At 67.4% G+C, this 17180-nt stretch carries 17 protein-coding genes and 1 tRNA gene; 3 read left to right on the forward strand and 15 right to left on the reverse strand.

Annotated elements, in window-relative coordinates; all coding sequences use genetic code 11:
- Positions 1–8: 8 nt before the first annotated feature.
- From AC1KVE_RS04270 to AC1KVE_RS04285, 4 genes are all read right to left on the reverse strand, one after another.
- Positions 9–85 (reverse strand) — tRNA-Pro (locus tag AC1KVE_RS04270).
- A gap of 60 nt (positions 86–145) precedes the next feature.
- A complete protein-coding gene (cydX, locus tag AC1KVE_RS04275; protein ID WP_481091856.1) occupies positions 146–256 on the reverse strand; it encodes a cytochrome bd-I oxidase subunit CydX in 111 nt (36 codons plus the stop codon).
- A 92-nt stretch (positions 257–348) separates the two neighbouring features.
- Positions 349–1500, reverse strand: a complete 1152-nt coding sequence (gene cydB / locus AC1KVE_RS04280; RefSeq protein ID WP_039526994.1) for a cytochrome d ubiquinol oxidase subunit II — start codon at positions 1498–1500, stop codon at positions 349–351.
- 16 nt (positions 1501–1516) lie between these two features.
- A complete protein-coding gene (locus tag AC1KVE_RS04285; protein WP_435013801.1) occupies positions 1517–3139 on the reverse strand; it encodes a cytochrome ubiquinol oxidase subunit I in 1623 nt (540 codons plus the stop codon).
- 148 nt (positions 3140–3287) lie between these two features.
- On the opposite strand from AC1KVE_RS04285, the gene cydD reads away from it, so the two are divergent.
- Positions 3288–5033, forward strand: coding sequence for a thiol reductant ABC exporter subunit CydD (cydD, locus tag AC1KVE_RS04290; RefSeq protein ID WP_481091855.1), 1746 nt, complete (start codon positions 3288–3290; stop codon positions 5031–5033).
- Positions 5030–6706, forward strand: coding sequence for a thiol reductant ABC exporter subunit CydC (gene cydC, locus AC1KVE_RS04295; RefSeq protein WP_126966090.1), 1677 nt, complete (start codon positions 5030–5032; stop codon positions 6704–6706). The genes cydD and cydC overlap by 4 nt, the downstream gene beginning before the upstream one ends.
- Before the next feature lie 57 nt (positions 6707–6763).
- On the opposite strand, the gene AC1KVE_RS04300 is transcribed toward cydC, so the two are convergent.
- From AC1KVE_RS04300 to ccmA, 11 genes are all read right to left on the reverse strand, one after another.
- Positions 6764–7186 carry a DUF1294 domain-containing protein gene (locus tag AC1KVE_RS04300; RefSeq protein WP_126966091.1) on the reverse strand — a complete coding sequence of 141 codons (423 nt, stop codon included), beginning with the start codon at positions 7184–7186 and terminating at the stop codon, positions 6764–6766.
- Positions 7180–8382, reverse strand: coding sequence for a homoserine O-acetyltransferase MetX (gene metX, locus AC1KVE_RS04305; RefSeq protein ID WP_126966092.1), 1203 nt, complete (start codon positions 8380–8382; stop codon positions 7180–7182). Before metX ends, AC1KVE_RS04300 begins: the two co-directional genes overlap by 7 nt.
- A gap of 346 nt (positions 8383–8728) precedes the next feature.
- Positions 8729–9742 carry a tetratricopeptide repeat protein gene (locus AC1KVE_RS04310; protein WP_481091854.1) on the reverse strand — a complete coding sequence of 338 codons (1014 nt, stop codon included), beginning with the start codon at positions 9740–9742 and terminating at the stop codon, positions 8729–8731.
- Positions 9742–10176, reverse strand: a complete 435-nt coding sequence (locus AC1KVE_RS04315) for a cytochrome c-type biogenesis protein (RefSeq protein ID WP_024939985.1) — start codon at positions 10174–10176, stop codon at positions 9742–9744. Before AC1KVE_RS04315 ends, AC1KVE_RS04310 begins: the two co-directional genes overlap by 1 nt.
- Positions 10173–10775, reverse strand: coding sequence for a DsbE family thiol:disulfide interchange protein (locus AC1KVE_RS04320; RefSeq protein WP_024939984.1), 603 nt, complete (start codon positions 10773–10775; stop codon positions 10173–10175). The genes AC1KVE_RS04315 and AC1KVE_RS04320 overlap by 4 nt, the downstream gene beginning before the upstream one ends.
- On the reverse strand, positions 10768–12705 hold the full coding sequence (locus AC1KVE_RS04325; protein WP_481091853.1) for a heme lyase CcmF/NrfE family subunit: 1938 nt from the start codon (positions 12703–12705) through the stop codon (positions 10768–10770). The genes AC1KVE_RS04320 and AC1KVE_RS04325 overlap by 8 nt, the downstream gene beginning before the upstream one ends.
- A 171-nt stretch (positions 12706–12876) precedes the next feature.
- The gene (gene ccmE, locus AC1KVE_RS04330; RefSeq protein WP_024939982.1) at positions 12877–13347 is read right to left on the reverse strand and encodes a cytochrome c maturation protein CcmE; all 471 of its coding nucleotides are present in this window, start codon (positions 13345–13347) and stop codon (positions 12877–12879) included.
- Positions 13344–13514: a heme exporter protein CcmD gene (locus tag AC1KVE_RS04335; RefSeq protein WP_024939981.1), complete on the reverse strand. Its 171-nt coding sequence runs from the start codon at positions 13512–13514 to the stop codon at positions 13344–13346. Before AC1KVE_RS04335 ends, ccmE begins: the two co-directional genes overlap by 4 nt.
- Positions 13511–14263, reverse strand: a complete 753-nt coding sequence (gene ccmC, locus AC1KVE_RS04340) for a heme ABC transporter permease CcmC (protein ID WP_481091852.1) — start codon at positions 14261–14263, stop codon at positions 13511–13513. Before ccmC ends, AC1KVE_RS04335 begins: the two co-directional genes overlap by 4 nt.
- A gap of 94 nt (positions 14264–14357) precedes the next feature.
- Positions 14358–15053: a heme exporter protein CcmB gene (gene ccmB, locus AC1KVE_RS04345; RefSeq protein WP_166771358.1), complete on the reverse strand. Its 696-nt coding sequence runs from the start codon at positions 15051–15053 to the stop codon at positions 14358–14360.
- Positions 15050–15694, reverse strand: a complete 645-nt coding sequence (ccmA, locus tag AC1KVE_RS04350; RefSeq protein WP_039527017.1) for a heme ABC exporter ATP-binding protein CcmA — start codon at positions 15692–15694, stop codon at positions 15050–15052. Before ccmA ends, ccmB begins: the two co-directional genes overlap by 4 nt.
- 198 nt (positions 15695–15892) lie before the next feature.
- On the opposite strand from ccmA, the gene AC1KVE_RS04355 reads away from it, so the two are divergent.
- On the forward strand, positions 15893–17041 hold the full coding sequence (locus AC1KVE_RS04355; RefSeq protein ID WP_481091851.1) for a pyridoxal phosphate-dependent aminotransferase: 1149 nt from the start codon (positions 15893–15895) through the stop codon (positions 17039–17041).
- Positions 17042–17180: the final 139 nt, after the last annotated feature.

A 17180-nucleotide genomic window follows, 5' to 3' on the forward strand; every position in this document is an offset into this window, starting at 1 on the left:
TTTGAAACTGGTCGGGGAGACAGGATTCGAACCTGCGACCTCTACGTCCCGAACGTAGCGCTCTACCAGACTGAGCTACACCCCGAAGGAGCCGCGTATGTTACATAGGGAATGCGGAATCGGCAAGCATCTAGCGAAAATAATTTTACTGACGCGGTTGGCCACGCTCCGGCTCGCGTGCTTCGAACCACATGCCGTTGAGCACGGCCGCCAGTGCGGCCAGACCGGTGCCGAGGATCCAGGCGAAGTACCACATTGTCGTTCTCCTTGAGTCGTTGAAGCAGGTGAGAGGTTGAGGCCTGCTGCGAGCGCGATGCAGCTGTGCATCGCAACGCGCAGCGGGCATGCTCAGTAGGCGTTTGGATTGGCCGAGAGTTCGTCGGCGGTGACCTTGCCCTTGAGCACGCGATAGACCCAGCTTGTGTAGGCCAGCACGATCGGCATGAACAGCGTGGTCGCCAGCAGCATGATCCACAGCGTCAGGCGGCTGCTGGAGGCATCCCACAGCGTCAGGCTTGCGCTCGGTGCGGTGGACGAGGGCAACAGGAACGGGAACAACGCAAAGCCGACGGTAAAGACGATGCCGACGATGGCGCAACCCGAGGCGATGAACGCCAGGCCGCCGCGACGCACACGCAACAGCAGCGCATTCATCGCCAGTCCGACCAGGCCGATCAGCGGTGCCATCAATGTGGCCGGCATGCTGCTGTAGTTGTGCAGCCAGCCGCCGGCTGCGGTGAGTGCGGCGGTCTTGCCGAGCGGATTGGTCGGCGCATCGGTGGCCAGGAGCGAAGTCACTGCATAGCCCGGCAGACCCAGCGCCACCCATGCACCGGCGGCGGCAAACAGCGCCACCGCGCAGAGCGCGGCGATGCTGCCGAAACGCGCCGCACGCTCGGCCACCGGTCCGTCGGTCTTGAGTACCAGCATCGCCGCGCCGTGCGCCATCAACATCGCCACGCTGAGCAGGCCGGCGAGCAGCGCGAACGGCGTCAGCAGCCCGAACAGGTTGCCGGTATAGAACGTGCGCATGCTGGCGTCGAAGTGGAACGGCACACCGAGCAGCACATTGCCGACCGCCACGCCCATGATCAGCGCCGGAATGCAGCCGCCGACGAACAACGCCCAGTCCCAGTTGCTGCGCCAGCGCTGGTCGGCCAGCTTGCCGCGGAACTTGAACCCGACCGGGCGCAGGATCAGTGCGAACAGGATCAGGAACATCGCCAGATAGAACCCGGAAAAACTCACCGCATACAACGGCGGGAATGCGGCGAAGATCGCGCCGCCGCCCAGGATCAGCCAGACCTGGCTGCCTTCCCAGACCGGGCCGATGGTGTTGATCACCAGCCGGCGTTCGGCATCGTTGCGGGCCACCAGCGGCAGCAGGGTGCTGACGCCCAGATCGAAGCCGCCCATCACCGCGTAGCCGGACAGCAATACGCCGAGCAACAGCCACCAGATCACGCGCAATGTGGTGTAGTCGAGCAAGATGAAATCCATGGTTGTCTCTCCTGGCTTACGGTGCGCCGCCGGCCAGCGCGCCGGTGCTCAATGGGGCGTCGGGTGAGGACGCGTGGGGCGAGCTGCCGTGCGGCGACGGGATGCGTTGGCTCGGTGGAAATAGCGCATCCGGGCCCTTGCGGATGGTCTTCAGCGACAGCTTGATCGCGATCACCAACAGCGTGGTGTACAGCGCGGTGAAGCCGACCAGGGTCAACACGATTTCGTACAGATCCAGTCCCGAGGCGGCATAGAAGGTCGGCAGCACGCCTTCCACCGCCCACGGCTGGCGGCCGTACTCGGCCACGAACCAGCCGCACTCGATCGCGATCCACGGCAGCGGCAGGCTCCACAGCGCCAGGGTCAGGAACCAGCGTTTTTCCTCGAAGTTGTGCTTGCAGGCGAACCAGAACGCGATGGCGAAGAAGGCGATCAGGTAGATGCCGATGGCGGCCATGATGCGGAAGGTCCAGAACAGCGGCAGCACCCGCGGCACGGTGTCCATCGCAGCCTGGGCGATCTGCTGCGGCGTGGCATTGCCGATATCGTCGCGATAACGCTTGAGCAGCAGGCCATGGCCCAGATCCTGCCAATGCGCCTCGAAGACCTTGCGTGCTTCGGCATCGTCCTTGTTGGCGCGGATGCGTTGCAGCGCGCCGTAGGCGATCTGGCCGCCGCGGATGCGATGCTCGGCACGGCCGACCAGTTCCAGGATGCCGGGGATCGGCTGGTCCAGCGAACGTGTGGCGATCAAGCCCATCAGGTACGGGATCTTGACCGCGTAGTCGTTGCGATGGGTCTGCTGGTTGGGAATGCCGAATGCGGTGAAGTCGGCCGGCGCGGCTTCGGTCTCCCACATCGCCTCGATCGCCGCCAGCTTCATCTTCTGGTGTTCGTTGGCGGCATAGCCGCTTTCGTCGCCGAGTACCACCACCGACAGCGAGGACAACAGGCCGAACGCGGCAGCCACCGCGAACGAACGCCGCGCCATCTCCACATGGGTGCCGCGCAGCAGATAGAACGCGCTGATCGCCATTACGAACACCGCGCCGAGTACGTAGCCGGCGCTGACGGTGTGCACGAACTTGGCCTGTGCCACCGGGTTGAACAGCACCGCCATGAAATCGACCACTTCCATGCGCATGGTGTCCGGGTTGAACACCGCGCCGGTCGGGTTCTGCATCCAGCCGTTGGCGATCAGGATCCACAGTGCCGAGAAGTTGCTGCCCAGCGCCACTAGCCAGGTGGTGGCCAGATGCTGCACCTTGCTCAGCCGGTTCCAGCCGAGAAAGAACAGGCCCAGGAAGGTCGCCTCCAGAAAGAACGCCATCAGGCCTTCGATCGCCAGCGGCGCACCGAAGATGTCGCCGACGTAATGGCTGTAGTACGACCAGTTCATGCCGAACTCGAATTCCATCACGATGCCGGTGCCCACGCCCATGGCGAAGTTGATGCCGAACAGCACGCCCCAGAACATGGTCATGCGCCGCCAGATGTCCTTGCCGGTCATCACATAGACGCTTTCCATGATGCCGAGCAGGAACGACAGGCCCATGGTCAGCGGCGGAAAGATGAAGTGGTACATCGCGGTGACTGCGAACTGCAGCCGCGACAGTTCAACAACTGTCGAGTCGATCATGGCGGGTGGGCCTGGTTGGGTGTCGATGAAGGAATGCAGCCGATCATCTGCGCTTGCCGCGACACGCGCGTTGATCCAGATCAATGCCGAGGCGGGCGGGTGCGGCACAATGCGCAGCCCGTAGCGGGAAGTGGCGACTTACAATCGCTTGCAACACGCTGTCTTCCTTGAGAGCGATGTGAGCCAGCCCAGCGTGCGAGCCAGCGAAACGCCAGCCCAGCGCCGTCAACGCGGCCAATGGCTGGATGCACTGGCGGCCCCGGCCACGCGTGCGCGGCGCCTGGCCGGCGTGGCGGTGGCGGTGGCGGGCGTGCTGCTGCTGGCGCAGGCGGCGGCGATCGCGTGGTTGCTGCAGGCGGTGCTGGTGCAGCATCTGGCGCTGGCGCAATTGCGCGACGTGGGGGCGGGGCTGGTCTGTGCACTGGTAGGACGCGCGCTGCTCAATGCCTGGGCGCAGTCGCTGACCGGCGAGGTGGCCGATGTGGCCAGGCGCGAACTGCGTGCCCGCATCGCGCGCCGCCTGGTGCAGCATGGGCCGGTGTGGCTGCGCCGGCAGCGCAGCGGCGAACTGGGCGAATTGAGCCTGGCGCATACCGATGCGCTGGAGGGCTACTTCGTCGGCTACCAGCTCGCACGCACCGAGATGCTGCTGGTGCCGCCGCTGATCCTGGTCGCGGTGTTTTCGGTCGATTGGGTGGTGGGCCTGGTGCTGCTGCTGACCGCACCGCTGATTCCGTTCTTCATGATGCTGGTGGGCTGGGGCGCCGAAGCCGCCGGGCGCGACCAGCTGAGCGAGCTGGCGCGGATGGGCGGGCACTTTGCCGATCGCCTCAAGGGCCTGGGCCTGTTGCGCGTGTATGGCCGCGGCGAGGCCGAGTTGAGCGGCATTGCCGCGGCGGCCGAAGGCGTGCGCGAGCGTTCGCTCAAGGTGCTGCGCATCGCCTTCCTGTCGTCCACGGTGCTGGAATTCTTCGCCTCGGTGAGCGTGGCGATCGTGGCGCTGTACTTCGGCCTGACCTATCTGGGCATGCTGGATCTGCACGGCTTGCCGACGCTGGGCGCGGGCATGTTCTGCCTGCTGCTGGCGCCGGAATTCTTTGCGCCGTTGCGGCGGCTGGCGGCGCATTACCACGACCGTGCCAATGCGCTGGCGGCGGTGGCCGAAGCCGAGCGCCTGCTGGAAGGTTTCGCGCCGTCATCGGCAGCGCTACCGGTGACGGTGCCTGCCTTGCGCGCACTGGAACCGGCGCAGGCACACGCCCCGCTGCTGCAGGCGCGCGATCTCGCGCTACGGCCGCCGGGCGCACCGCACACGGTGGTCGCGCATTTTTCGCTGACCTTGCAGCCCGGGCAGCGTGTGGCGGTGATCGGTGCCAGCGGCAGCGGCAAGAGCACCTTGCTGGAGGGCCTGGCCGGCTGGCTGGCGCCGGAGGCCGGCAGCGTGGTGCTGCGGCCGGGGACCCGCATCGGCTATGCCACGCAGCGGCCGTATCTGTTTCACGGCAGCATCGCCGACAACCTGCGCCTGGCCGATCCGCAGGCCGGCGCTGCGCGCCTACACGCGGTGGCCGACGCCGCGCAGGTGCTGCGCTTTGCCGCGCAGCTGCCTGCGGGCCTGGACACGCAGATCGGCGAGCGCGGCTTCGGGTTGTCCGGTGGCGAAGCGCGGCGCGTGGCCCTGGCGCGGTTGTTGCTGCGCGAGCCGGACCTGTTGCTGCTGGACGAACCCACTGCCTTCCTCGATCCGGACACCGAAGCGGAGTTGCTGCGCACCCTGGGTGTGTTCGCACGCGGCCGCGCGGTGGTGCTGGCCACGCACAGCGCCGCGGTGATGCGCTGGGCCGACACGGTGATCGACCTGCGCGGCGGCACCGTCACAGCGGAGCTGCCATGAACGACACACAGCCCGACCGTCTGCGCGATGTGTTTCGCCGGCATGCCTGGCGCCTGCTGCTGTCGGCGCTGTTGGTCCTTGTCACCATGCTGGCCGGCGTGGGCTTGCTCGGCGTGTCCGGCAGTTTCCTGACCGCCGCTGCTTTGGCCGGTGTCGCCGGCATGGGCAGCGGCTTCAATTTCTTTTCGCCCTCGGCCGGCATTCGCGCGCTGACCTTCGCGCGTATCGTCTCGCGTTATGGCGAAAAATTGATCGGCCACGACGCCACGCTGCGCATCGCCCGCGATCTGCGCGTGTGGTTCTTCCGCCGCGCGTTGCCGCTGGCGCCGGGCCGCCTGTCGGCCACGCGTACCGGCGATCTGCTGGCGCGGCTGATGTCCGACATCGGCGAGGTCGATGGCGTGAGCGTGCGCGCGTTGGCGCCGTTGAGCGCATTGCTCGGCATCTGGGTGGCCGGCGTGGTGGCAGCGGCGCTGATCTATCCGCCGGCTGGCGTGTTGCTGGTGGTGCTGGGCGTGGTCATCGGCGGTGTGGTGCCGTGGCAGGTGGCGCGCGGCGGTGCGCAGCGCGAACAGCTGCGCGCCCGGCAACGCACCGCCTTGCGCACGCAGGCGTTCGAGGGCCTGGAAGGTGCGGCCGATCTCGCTGCGGTGGATGCGCAAGGTGCCTGGCTGCATCAGGTCGATGCAACGGCGGCGGCGGTGGTCGATGGCGATCGCCTGCAGCGCCGTCGCCTGATCGGCGGCAACCTGCTGCATGCGGTCTGCGGCGGTATCGGTCTGGCCGGCATGTTGTGGCTTGGGTTGAGCGCGGCAGAACGTGGATTGATTGCTGCGGAAATGGCGGCTGGGCTGGTGTTCCTGACCATGGCATTGCTGGAGGTCTGGGCCGGCGCCGGGCTCGCCTTGCAGGCGCTGCAGAGCGCGCGCGTTGCGGCCAGGCGCTTGCAGTCCATCGTCGACCAGGCGCCGTCGGTCGTCGATCCGTCGCAGCCAGTGGATGCGCCACGCAGCGGCACGCTGCGCCTGCAACAGGTCAGTTTTGCGTGGCCGGGCAGTGGACGCCCGCTGCTGCAGGCGCTCGATCTGAGCCTGGCGCCTGGCGAGCGCATCGCCATCAGCGGTGACAGCGGCAGCGGCAAGAGCAGCTTGTCCGCAGTGCTGTTGCGGCTGTGGGACCCGCAGGCCGGGCAGGTGAGCTACGCCGATATCGACCTGCGCCACTTCGCGCAGGCGCAATGGCATCAACGCATCGCCTGGCTGCCGCAGAATGCCCCGGTGTTTGCCGGCACGGTGCGCGACAACCTGCGCATCGGCGATGCCGGCGCAGGCGATGCGGCCATGTGGAACGCGCTGGACCAGGTGCGCCTGCGCGCCTGGGCCACCGCGCAGAACGGTCTGGACACCTGGGTCGGCGAAAACGGCGCCACGCTCTCGGCCGGCCAGGCGCGCCGGCTGGCGCTGGCGCGCGCCTTGCTGCGCGAGGCGCCGATCCTGCTGCTGGACGAACCCACCGACGGCCTGGATGTGGATACCGCACACGCCTTGCTGCTGGATCTAGCTGCCGCGCTGGGCGAGCGCAGCCTTGTGATGATCACCCACGACAGCGTGCCCGATGGCGTGGTGCAGCGACGTTATCGCCTGCGGGCCGGTGCGCTGGAGCCGTTGGCCTGAGGATGCTGTTGCCGGTTCGCACTGACCGGTTGCGCGCATGTATCACGCATGCGCCGCTTACCCCAGCAATGCGTGGAGTGCTGCCAGCAGCGCAGGTTGGCGGCATGCCCAATACAAGGCGGCGACGTTCGCTACGACAGTGATCCAGAACCGCAGCTGGAAGGCCGCCTTGCTGGATTTATGCCGGAACAGCGCCTGCGCCAGCAACGCGCCCGGCCAGCCGCCGAGCAGTGCGATGAGGTGCAGGGTGGCTTCCGGTGTGCGTTGCCGGCCGCGTTGGGCTGCGCTCTTGTCGAGCCGGTAGACCAGCATCGCCAGCAAGCTTGCAGCCGCGTACCACAGCGCCAGCAGCGCCGGCAGGCGGCCTGCAACCACCATGGCAGTCATGCCGATCAGGAACAGCAGGGCGAGCGTCTTGCGCGGCAGGCTCTGCTGCTGGGACGTGCCGCGACGCCGTTGCGCAGGTCTGGAAATCAGCAAGCGTCCAGGAAGTTGCGTACCGCCGGCCCGAAGCGTGCGAAATCGACCAGAAAGGCATCGTGGCCTTGTGGCGAATCCAGCCCGATGAAGTGTGCCTCGGCACCGCCGGCGCGCAGGCCTTCGGCGATCTGTTCCTGTTGCTGCACCGGGAACAGGATGTCGGTGTTGGCACCGATCGCCAGCGCCCGCGCGATGCGGATCTGCGCCAGTCCGGCCAGCACCGTGGCGTCGGTCGAGATGCCTGTATCCGGCCTGGCGGCGACCGCAGCGTTGTCGGCTTGCGTGCCATCGACCCGCGCGTCGATGGACGGGCTGTTGTCGACATACTCGGCCAGATCGAACCAATCCATCGAGCGGCTCAGATACAGATAGCAGTTGGGATCGAAGAAGCGCACGAAGCGGCGCGCATGGCCTTCCAGATAACTTTCGACCTGGAATTCCAGGCCGAACGGATCGTCGGCGGCCTGTTCGGAATCCAGCCGCACGCGGCCGAAGCGGCCGTCCCATTCCAGTGCCGAGCGGTAGGTGATCACGCCGAGTTTGCGCGCCATGCGCATGCCCGATTCCGGGTAATGCGTGTCGTCGTAATGGCCGCCGTTCCAGTGCGGATCCAGGCGGATGGCTTCGCGCTGCAGCGAGCGGATCGCGATCGAGAACGGCAGCGCCTGCGCACTGCCGGAGATATTGATATGGCTGCGCGCGATGCCGGGGTGGCGCAGCAACAACGCCAGTGCGGTCATGCCGCCCATCGAGTTGCCGATCAGGCAGGCCAGTTGTTCGATGCCCAACGCGCGCACCACGTCGGCTGCGGCATCGGCCACATCTTCGATCGACAGTTCCGGGAAACCCAGGCGATACCGCGTGCCGGTGGCAGGGTCGATCGACGCCGGGCCGGTCGAGCCCTTGCAGCTGCCCAACGAATTGACGCAGACCACGAACCAGCGTTCGGTATCGATCGGCTTGCCAGGCCCGAGCATTGCTTCCCACCAGCCCGGCTCGGGATTGGCCGGATTTGCCGCGGCATGCGCATTCGGCGACAGACCGGTGACGATCAACACCGCATTGCTGCGATCGGCTGCCAGCGTGCCCCAGGTTTCGTAGGCGACACGCGCCTGCAGCAGCACACCACCGCGCTTCATCGGAAACGGCGAGGGCAGCGCGTGGAACAGCGTGCCGGGGGGAATGAATTCGGTCATGCGGCAATTCTATCTGCCATGGCAGGTGCCGGGGGCAGGATGGGATTCGGGATTGGGGATTCGGGAATTGGGAATCGGTTTGAGTCGTTGCTCTGTGTGATGCCACTCTGCAGAGCGGCGGATCTGCGGTTTGGTTGCAGGGCCTTTGCCCGCCCACCGTCGCAGGACACGCCGCAAGTACGTCCTTGTAGGCTCTTACGCGGCATCCATGCCGCGTAAGGTCCCGCGACGATGGGCGGGCAAGGACCAGTGGAGATGTTGGGTGTGCATGGTTTTTAACACCGCGGCCGACTCACTCCGATGCGGCGTCATCATTGATTGCGTCGCGTCGACACGTGGCGGGCAATCAGCGACCGATTACCAGCTCCACCGGCGCGGCAGTGGGCAGTTCCACCATCACCGGCACGCTTTCGACGTCATCGGCCTGGCGCATTGCGTTGCCGCTGCGCGATAGCCGTGCCAGCACCTGCACGGTGTCCAGCGACGACAGCCGGCGCGTCGGCATCGGGCTGTCGCCGTCGTCCAGGGTGATGGTCAACGGCAGCTCGCGCAGCGCGTGTTTTTCCACCGCCACCGGCATCGGCGTGTCGGCGGCGCGCGCAATCACGAAGACGCTGGTGTCGCCCGGCAACCCGGCGCGTTTGGCGAACTCGGCATCCAGCGTCACGCGTACCTGGATGCGTTTGCCGCTGGCTGCATCGGCGGCAGGCGTAGCCGGCGTCTGGATCGGCGCCAGCCTGGCTTCCTGGCGCGCGGCGTTGATCTGTTCCAGCAGGCCGGGGCGGGTAGAGGCATCCACCACGCGCAGCAACGGCTCCCAGGTCTCGCTGGCCTTGGCCGGCTGACCGGCCTGGCGCTGCACCACGCCCAGGAACCAGCGTGCGCGTTGATGGTCCGGTTGCACCGCCAGCGCATGTTCCAGCAGGCGCATGGCCTGCGGATCCGGGCGCCCGCTGTCGTCGGCGAGCATGCGCGACTGCGCGGCAGCTACCAGCACATCCGGCTCGTCCGGACGCAGCGCGACCGCGCGCGCAAACGCATCGCGCGCTTCGGCGAATTTCTGTTGGCTGGACAGCGAGCGTCCCAGCAATACCCAGCCTTCGGCCTGATCGGGATTGCGCGCCAATGCGGCGCGCAGTTGCACGATGGCCTCATCCAGCGAGCGTGGCGTGGCCGGCCGCTCGGCCGGCGTCTGAATCGCGCTCGGCGTACCGACCAGCCAGTACAGCGCCGCGCTCGCCGCCAGCAGCAACACCGCGATGCTGGCGGTCAGCCCGCGCGCTTCGCGCCACAGCGGCCGCAGCGCCACGCCGAAGACGAGCAGGGTCAGCACCACCACCGCACTGACGAAGCCGACCATCACCACTCCTGCTCATCGGCGGGCAGGGCGGGCGCAGCCACGCTGCGTCGGCGCACCAGCAGCACAATGGCGCCAGCACCCAGCAGCAACACCAGCAGCGGGCCGAACCACAGCAGCCAGGTGCGCGATTCCACGCGCGGGCGGTACAGCACGAACTCGCCATAGCGCGCGACCAGGAACTGGCGGATCTGCGCATCGCTGCGGCCTGCGTGCATCAGCGCCAGCACTTCGCGGCGCAGGTCCTGGGCGATCTGCGCATTGGAGTCGGCCAGCGACTGGTTCTGGCACTGCACGCAGCGCAGCTCGGCGGTGAGCGCATGGAAGCGCGCTTCTTCTTCGGCCGAGGCATAGCGCAGCGGCGCCGGGTCGCCGACCGGCTGGGCCAGCGCCAGCCAGGGCAACAGCAGCAGCGTCAGCAGCCAGGCGCGCATCATTGCTTGGCGTGCAGGTCCGGAGCGGCACTGGGCGAGCGCTCGATCTTGCTCAGCACCGGAATCAGCTGCGTGTCGATGATGGATTGGGTGAGCATGCCGCTGTACTTCCAGCGCACCACGCCGCGCCCGTCGACCAGAAAGGTCTCCGGTGCCGCAGCGATGCCGAAGTCGATCGCGGTACGGCCGTCTTTGTCGGCGACCACCAGCAGGTAGGGGTTGCCCAGCTGTTCGAGCCAGCGCAGCGCATCGTTGCGCTCGTCCTTCCAGTTGTAGCCGATCACGCGCACGCGCTTGGTCAGCGCAAAGCGGCTCAGCACCGGGTGCTCCTCGCGGCAGGCCGGGCACCAGCTGCCCCACACGTTGATGATGTACGGCGCGCCGCGCAGTTCGCGCGCATGCACCACGATGCTGGGGTCGTGCAGCAGCGGCAGCGCGAACTCCGGCGCCGGCTTGCCGATCAGCGCAGAAGGCAAAGCATCGCGATCGTCCTGACCGGAGCGCACCACCGCATAGACCAGCAGCGCTGCCAGCGCGAGCAGCAGCACGATGGCACCTACCAGAACCGCTGTAGGTAGGCGGGGTGAACGTGACTCAACCATCTTGGATCTCCGGAGAACGACGAAAACGCCGGTCGGCCGCGGTGACCAAGCCGCCAAGCGCCATCAGCAGCGCCCCCAGCCAGATCCAGCGGACGAACGGTTTGAGGTGGACGCGGACCGCCCAGGCCTGATTGCCCAGGGGTTCGCCAAGCGCGACATACAGGTCGCCGAACGGGCCGGGACGGATCGCCGCCTCGGTCAAGGTCTGCCCGCCGCTGGCGTAGCGGCGTTTTTCCGCATGCAGCAGGCCGACCGGCGCATCGTCCTTGAACACCTGCAGATTGGCACGGTCGGAGACGTAATTGGGCCCGCGCAGCTCTTCGACATTATCGAAGTGCAGCGCGTAGCGGCCGATCTGCATCTGCTGCCCGGGCGCCAGTGCGACCTCGCGCTGCAGGCTCAGTGATTCCACCAGCAACGCACCGGCCAGGAACACCGCCACGCCCACGTGCGCCAGCAGCATGCCAAGCATTTCGGCGGTGAGCTTGCGGCCTTTGGCCGCGCGCCGCGTCCACAGGAAGCGCAGCGTGCCCAGCAGCACCCAGGCCGCGCCGGCCACGCCGAGTGCCGCTTTCCACTCGCCCTGCGGCGCGGCGAACCAGGCCAGCACGCCTGCGGCAACCGCCAGACCTGCCCACGGCGCGAGCATCGCCAGCGGGCGCGAGGCCTGCTCGCGCTGCCAGCGGGTCAGCGGGCCGAACGGCAACAGCGCCACCAACGGCGCCATCAGCACCAGGAACAAGGTGCCGAAGTAGGGCGGCCCCACCGACAGCTTGCCCAGGCCCAAGGCGTCGGCCAGCAGCGGATACAGCGTGCCCAGCAACACCATCGCGCAGGCGCAGGCGAGCAGCAGGTTGTTCAATAGCAGCAAGGTTTCGCGCGAGCTGCCGGCGAACGCGCGGCGCGGGTCATCGACCAGCGACAGGCGCGGCGCACGCAGTGCGTACAGCAGCAGCGAACCACCGACCACCGCCAGCAGGAACACCAGGATGAACAGGCCGCGCGACGGGTCGGCCGCAAACGCATGCACGCTGGTCAGCACGCCCGAGCGCACCAGGAAGGTGCCCAGCAACGACAGCGAAAAGGCGGCGATCGCCAGCAGCAAGGTCCAGCTGGCGAAGCTGCCGCGCTTTTCGGTGACCGCCTGCGAATGCAGCAAGGCGGTGCCCACCAGCCACGGCATGAAACTGGCGTTTTCCACCGGGTCCCAGAACCACCAGCCGCCCCAGCCCAGCTCGTAATACGCCCACCAGCTGCCGAGTGCGATGCCGACGGTGAGCATGGCCCAGGCCACATTGGTCCACGGCCGCGTCCAGCGCAGCCAGCGCGCATCCATGCGGCCTTCCAGCAACGCGGCGATGGCGAAGGCGAACGGCACCGCAAAGCCGACATAGCCGCAATACAGCATCGGCGGATGGATGATCAGCCCCGGGTCCTGCAATAGCGGATTCAGATCGGCGCCTTCCAGCGGCACCGGCAACAAGCGCGCGAACGGATTGGAGGTGAACAGCAAAAACGCCAGGAAGCCGATGCTGACCAGCGCCATCACCCCGAGCACGCGCGCCACCACCTGCGCGGGCAACTGCCGCGACCACAGCGCCACCGCCCCGGTCCACAGCGCCAGCACCAGCGTCCACAGCAGCAATGAGCCTTCGTGCGCCCCCCACACCGCCGAGTAGCGATACATCACCGGCAGCAGGCTGTTGGAATTCTCGGCGACATAGCGCACCGAAAAATCCTGCACCAGGAAGGCATGCGTCAGCAGCGCGAAGGCCGCTGCGATCAGGCCCAGCTGCAGCAACGCGGCCGGCCGCGCGACCGCCATCCAGCTGCTGCGCCCACGCTGCGCACCGGCCAGCGGCAGCGCGGCCTGCACCAGGGCCACCAGCAAGGCCAGAATCAGCAGGAAGGTGCCGAGCTCAGGCAGCATCGGGTTGGCGCGTTGGCGGGCAGGCAGTGGTGCGACGCTTGCCGGCGCAATGCAGGGGCGGCCGCCGGGCAGCGTCTGTATGCGCCTGCCCAGGCATCGCGACATCGTCGGCCACGCAGGCAAGCTGCAAGCGATCACAGCGCAGCAAGGCGAACGTTTTGACCCCTGCCATCAACGCAGCGCTCCGGCCTGGTCTGCGGCCGCCGGCACATCGTGCTTGCGGTGCGCGCTGCCCATCTTGTCGGCGACTTCCTTCGGCATGTAGGTCTCGTCGTGCTTGGCCAGCACATCTTCGGCAACGAAGACGCCGTTCTGCATGCGTCCGGTCGCCACCACCGCCTGTCCCTCGCGAAACAGGTCCGGCAGGATGCGGTCGTAGCGCACCGGCAACTGTGCATCGCCATCGGTGACGCGGAACTGCGCTTCCAGCGAACCGGACGCACGTTGGAACGAGCCTTTCTCCACCATGCCGCCGAGCCGGAAGCGCGCATGCTCGCCGGCGTCGCCGCGCAGCACTTCCGACGGTGTGTACAGATAAGCCACATTGCGCTGCAGTGCCATCGCCACCAGCGCGGTCGCCAGGCCACCGGCCAGCACCAGCGCGATCACCAGCCAGATCCGGCGGCGCCGTTGCAGGTTCACCGGATCAGCTCCGCATCGCTGGGCACCGCGCGCTTGCGCTCGCGCAAACGCCGCGCCTGCGCGATCTTCAACGCGCGGCGCAGCTGCCAGCGGCCGGCAATCAGGTCCCACAGCAGCACCAGCACGAATACCGCGTAGGCGGCGATGACGTAGGGCAGGTAGCTCATGCCGCGCGCTCCGGCGCATCGTGCACGATCCAGGCCTTGCCAGCCTCGCGGCGCAGGTTGTCGGCGCGCGCACGCGTCAGCAGCGAACCGGCGAACCAGAACTTGGTGCCGATCACCATCAGCCACAGCGGCAGCAGCATGCTGGCATCGATGCTGGAGGGGCCGAGCAGGCGGATGCTCTGGCCCTGATGCAGCGAATTCCACCACACCACCGAATAGCGGATCACCGGCAGCAGCGCCACGCCGACGATCGCCAGCAAGGCGGCCGCGCGCGCGGCCTGACGGCGATCGTCGATGGCCTGGTACAGACCGATCACGCCCAGATACAGGAACAGCAGGATCAGCTCGGTGGTCAGGCGCGGGTCCCAATCCCACCAGGCGCCCCACATCGGCTTGCCCCAGATGCTGCCGGTCAGCAGGGTGATCACGGTGAACGCCGCGCCGATCGGCGCGCAGGCCATGGCAAGGATTTCGCAGATCTTGATGCGCCAGATCAGCGCGATCGCCGCGTACACCGCCATCAGCCCGAACACGAACAGGCTCATCCACGCGCTCGGCACATGGATATACAGAATGCGGAAGCTATCGCCCTGCTGGTAGTCGGCCGGGACCGCAAACAAGGCCTGCCAGATGCCCACGCCCAGCAACACCGCGGCCAGCGCGTAGCACCACGGCGCCCAGCGCGCAGTGAAACGGTCGAAGATCGGAGGCGAGGCGAGTTGGTGGAACCAGCGGGCGACGACGTTCATGCGATGGCAGCAGCCTTTGGAATGGCATTGGCTCTCGAAACAGCAACAACGCAATGAGTGGAGCGTCTTGTCGACAGCGCATCGACCGCAGGGCTCAACTCAAGGAAATCCGGATTGCGGCAGCCGCAGCCAGCGGTGCCAGCGCCACGCCGATCACCAATCCGGCGCCCAGCAACAACAACGCACCCACCGCATCCTGCCCTTGTCCGCTGGCCGCGACACTGCCGGCACCGAACACCAGCACCGGCACGTACAACGGCAACGCCAGCAACGCCACGAGAATACCAGAGCGTTTCATCGTCACCGTCAGTGCCGCGACCACGGCACCAAGCAGACTCAGAAGCGGTGTGCCCAGCGCCAACGATGCCAGCAGCACCGGTAGTTGGTCATGTGGCAGGTGCAGCAATTCGCCCAGCAGCGGCGTCACCGCGATCAACGGCAGCGCGCTGGTCGCCCAGTGCAGTAGCACGCGCACCGCGATCAGCCACGCCAACGGCACCGGCGCCAGCAGCCATTGCTCCATCGAGCCGTCTTCCACGTCGCTGCGGAACAGCGCATCCAGCGACAGCAGGCCGGCCAGCAGCACCGACAGCCACAGCACCGCCGGTGCGGCCTGCGCCAGCAGGTCCGGGCGACCGCCCAGGCCCAGCGCGAACAACACCACGATCAGCAGGGCGAACAGCGCTGGCTGCAAGGCATCGCTGCGACGGCGCCACAGCAGCTGCAGGTCGCGGCTGAGCAGCGCGCGCGCGGCCTGCCACAGCGAGGGTTGTGGCGAATGCAGGCTCATGCTGCCGCCTCCAGCGTGAGCATGCGCGTGCGTACCGGCGGCGCCGCATAGGCGCCGTGGGTGGTGACCAGCGCCGCGCCACCGCCGCGCAGGTGCGCGGAGATCATCCGGTTGACCAGGGTGATGCCGTCCAGGTCCAGGTTGGCGTAGGGCTCGTCCAGCAGCCACAGCGGGGCCGGCGACAACCACAGCCGCGCCAGCGCCAGGCGCTTGCGCTGGCCGGCCGACAGCTGCCGCACCAACGCATCCTCGTAGCCGGCCAGGCCGACGATGGCCAGCGCACTGCCGGGCATCTGTTTGGCGCGGCGGCCATGCAGGCCGCACAGGAAGTGCAGGTTCTCCAGCGTGCTGAGATCGGCCTTCAGCCCCGGCAAATGGCCCAGATAGGCCATGAAGCGGCTGCGGTCGCCGCGCCGCGCGGTCTTGCCGTCGATCTCGATCTGCCCGCGCTCCACATGCAGCAGCCCGGCCAGCACCCGCAGCAGCGTGGTCTTGCCGGCGCCGTTGTCGCCTTGCACCAGCAGCGCCTCGCCGGCATCGACATGGAAATCCAGCGGGCCGAACACCGGCTCCTCGTTGCGGCTGAAAGCCAGCGCGCGCGCCGCCAGCAGCGGTGGCGCAGTGTGCAGCGGTTCGATCATCGGCGCAGCGGGCTCCCGTCGCAGGACGGCATGGGGTGGGCGAGGCAGGGCGCGCATTGTAGCGACGATGGCGCGCTGCCGGGGGCGCGTTCGGCGGCGTGATGTGTCCGGGAACGCTGTTTTGCATCGCCTCGGCGCAACCGCCTGGCGGCTTTGCGTACACTCGCAGTCCCCCCGTTTGTTGCCCGGACAGGCCCGATGCCCCTCACGACCAAGCTGCCCAAGGTGGGCACCACCATCTTCACCGTTATGTCGCAGCTGGCGGCCGAACACAGTGCGGTGAATCTGGGCCAGGGTTTTCCCGATTTCGCGGTGCCGCAGCGGCTGGTCGATGAACTGGCCAAGGCCATGGCGGCCGGCCACAACCAGTACCCGCCGATGACCGGCGTTGCGGCCTTGCGCCAGGCCATCGCCGGCAAGGCGCAGCGCTGTTACGGCGCGCAGGTCGATGCCGACAGCGAGATCACCGTCACCAGCGGGGCCACCGAGGCGATCTTCAACGCCATCCACGCGGTGGTGCGCGCAGGCGAGGAGGTCATCGTGCTGGACCCAGCCTACGACTGCTACGAGCCGGCGATCGACCTGGCCGGCGCGCGCGCCGTGCACGTGTCGCTGGACCCGCAGACCTTCGCCATCGATTGGCCGGCGCTGCGCGCGGCGATCACGCCGAAGACGCGCCTGCTGATGATCAACTCGCCGCACAATCCCTCCGGCGCGATGCTGTCTGCCGATGACATGCAGCGCTTGACCGAGCTGCTGCGCGGCAGCGACATCTTCCTGCTCTCGGACGAGGTGTACGAACACATCGTGTTCGACGGCCGCCGCCACGAATCGGTGTTGCGCTGGCCGGAACTGCGCGAGCGCGCGTTCGTGATTTCCAGCTTCGGCAAGACCTATCACTGCACCGGCTGGAAGATCGGCTACGCCATCGCGCCGCCGGCACTGAGCGCCGAGTTCCGCAAGGTGCACCAGTACAACACCTTCACCAGCTTCGGTCCGGCCCAGCACGCATTCGCCGCGATGATTCGCGACGAACCCGAACACGACGAACACCTCGGCGCGTTCTACCAGGCCAAGCGCGACCGTTTCCGCGAACAGTTGCTGACCACGCGCCTGAAGCCGTTGCCAGTGCCCGGCGGCTATTTCCAGCTGGTCGACTATTCGGCGATCAGCGACCTGCCCGACACCGAGTTCGTGAAGTGGCTGACGGTGGAAAAGGGCGTGGCCGCGATTCCGCTGTCGCCGTTCTACGAGACCGCGCCACAAGGGCAACGACTGGCGCGGCTGTGCTTCGCCAAGAACGATGCAACCCTGGATGCGGCGATCGCGCGGTTGCAGCAGCTCTGAAGAGCTGGGAATCGGGAATGGGGATTCGGGAATCGTAAAAGCGGTTGGTCGCTTTTCGATCTGAATCTGCACTTGGCCCGATGACATAACGCGCTCACCAAACCGCTGTCCGATTCCCGATTCCCCATTCCCCATTCCC

The organism is Xanthomonas sp. NCPPB 2864 (assembly GCF_056675615.1).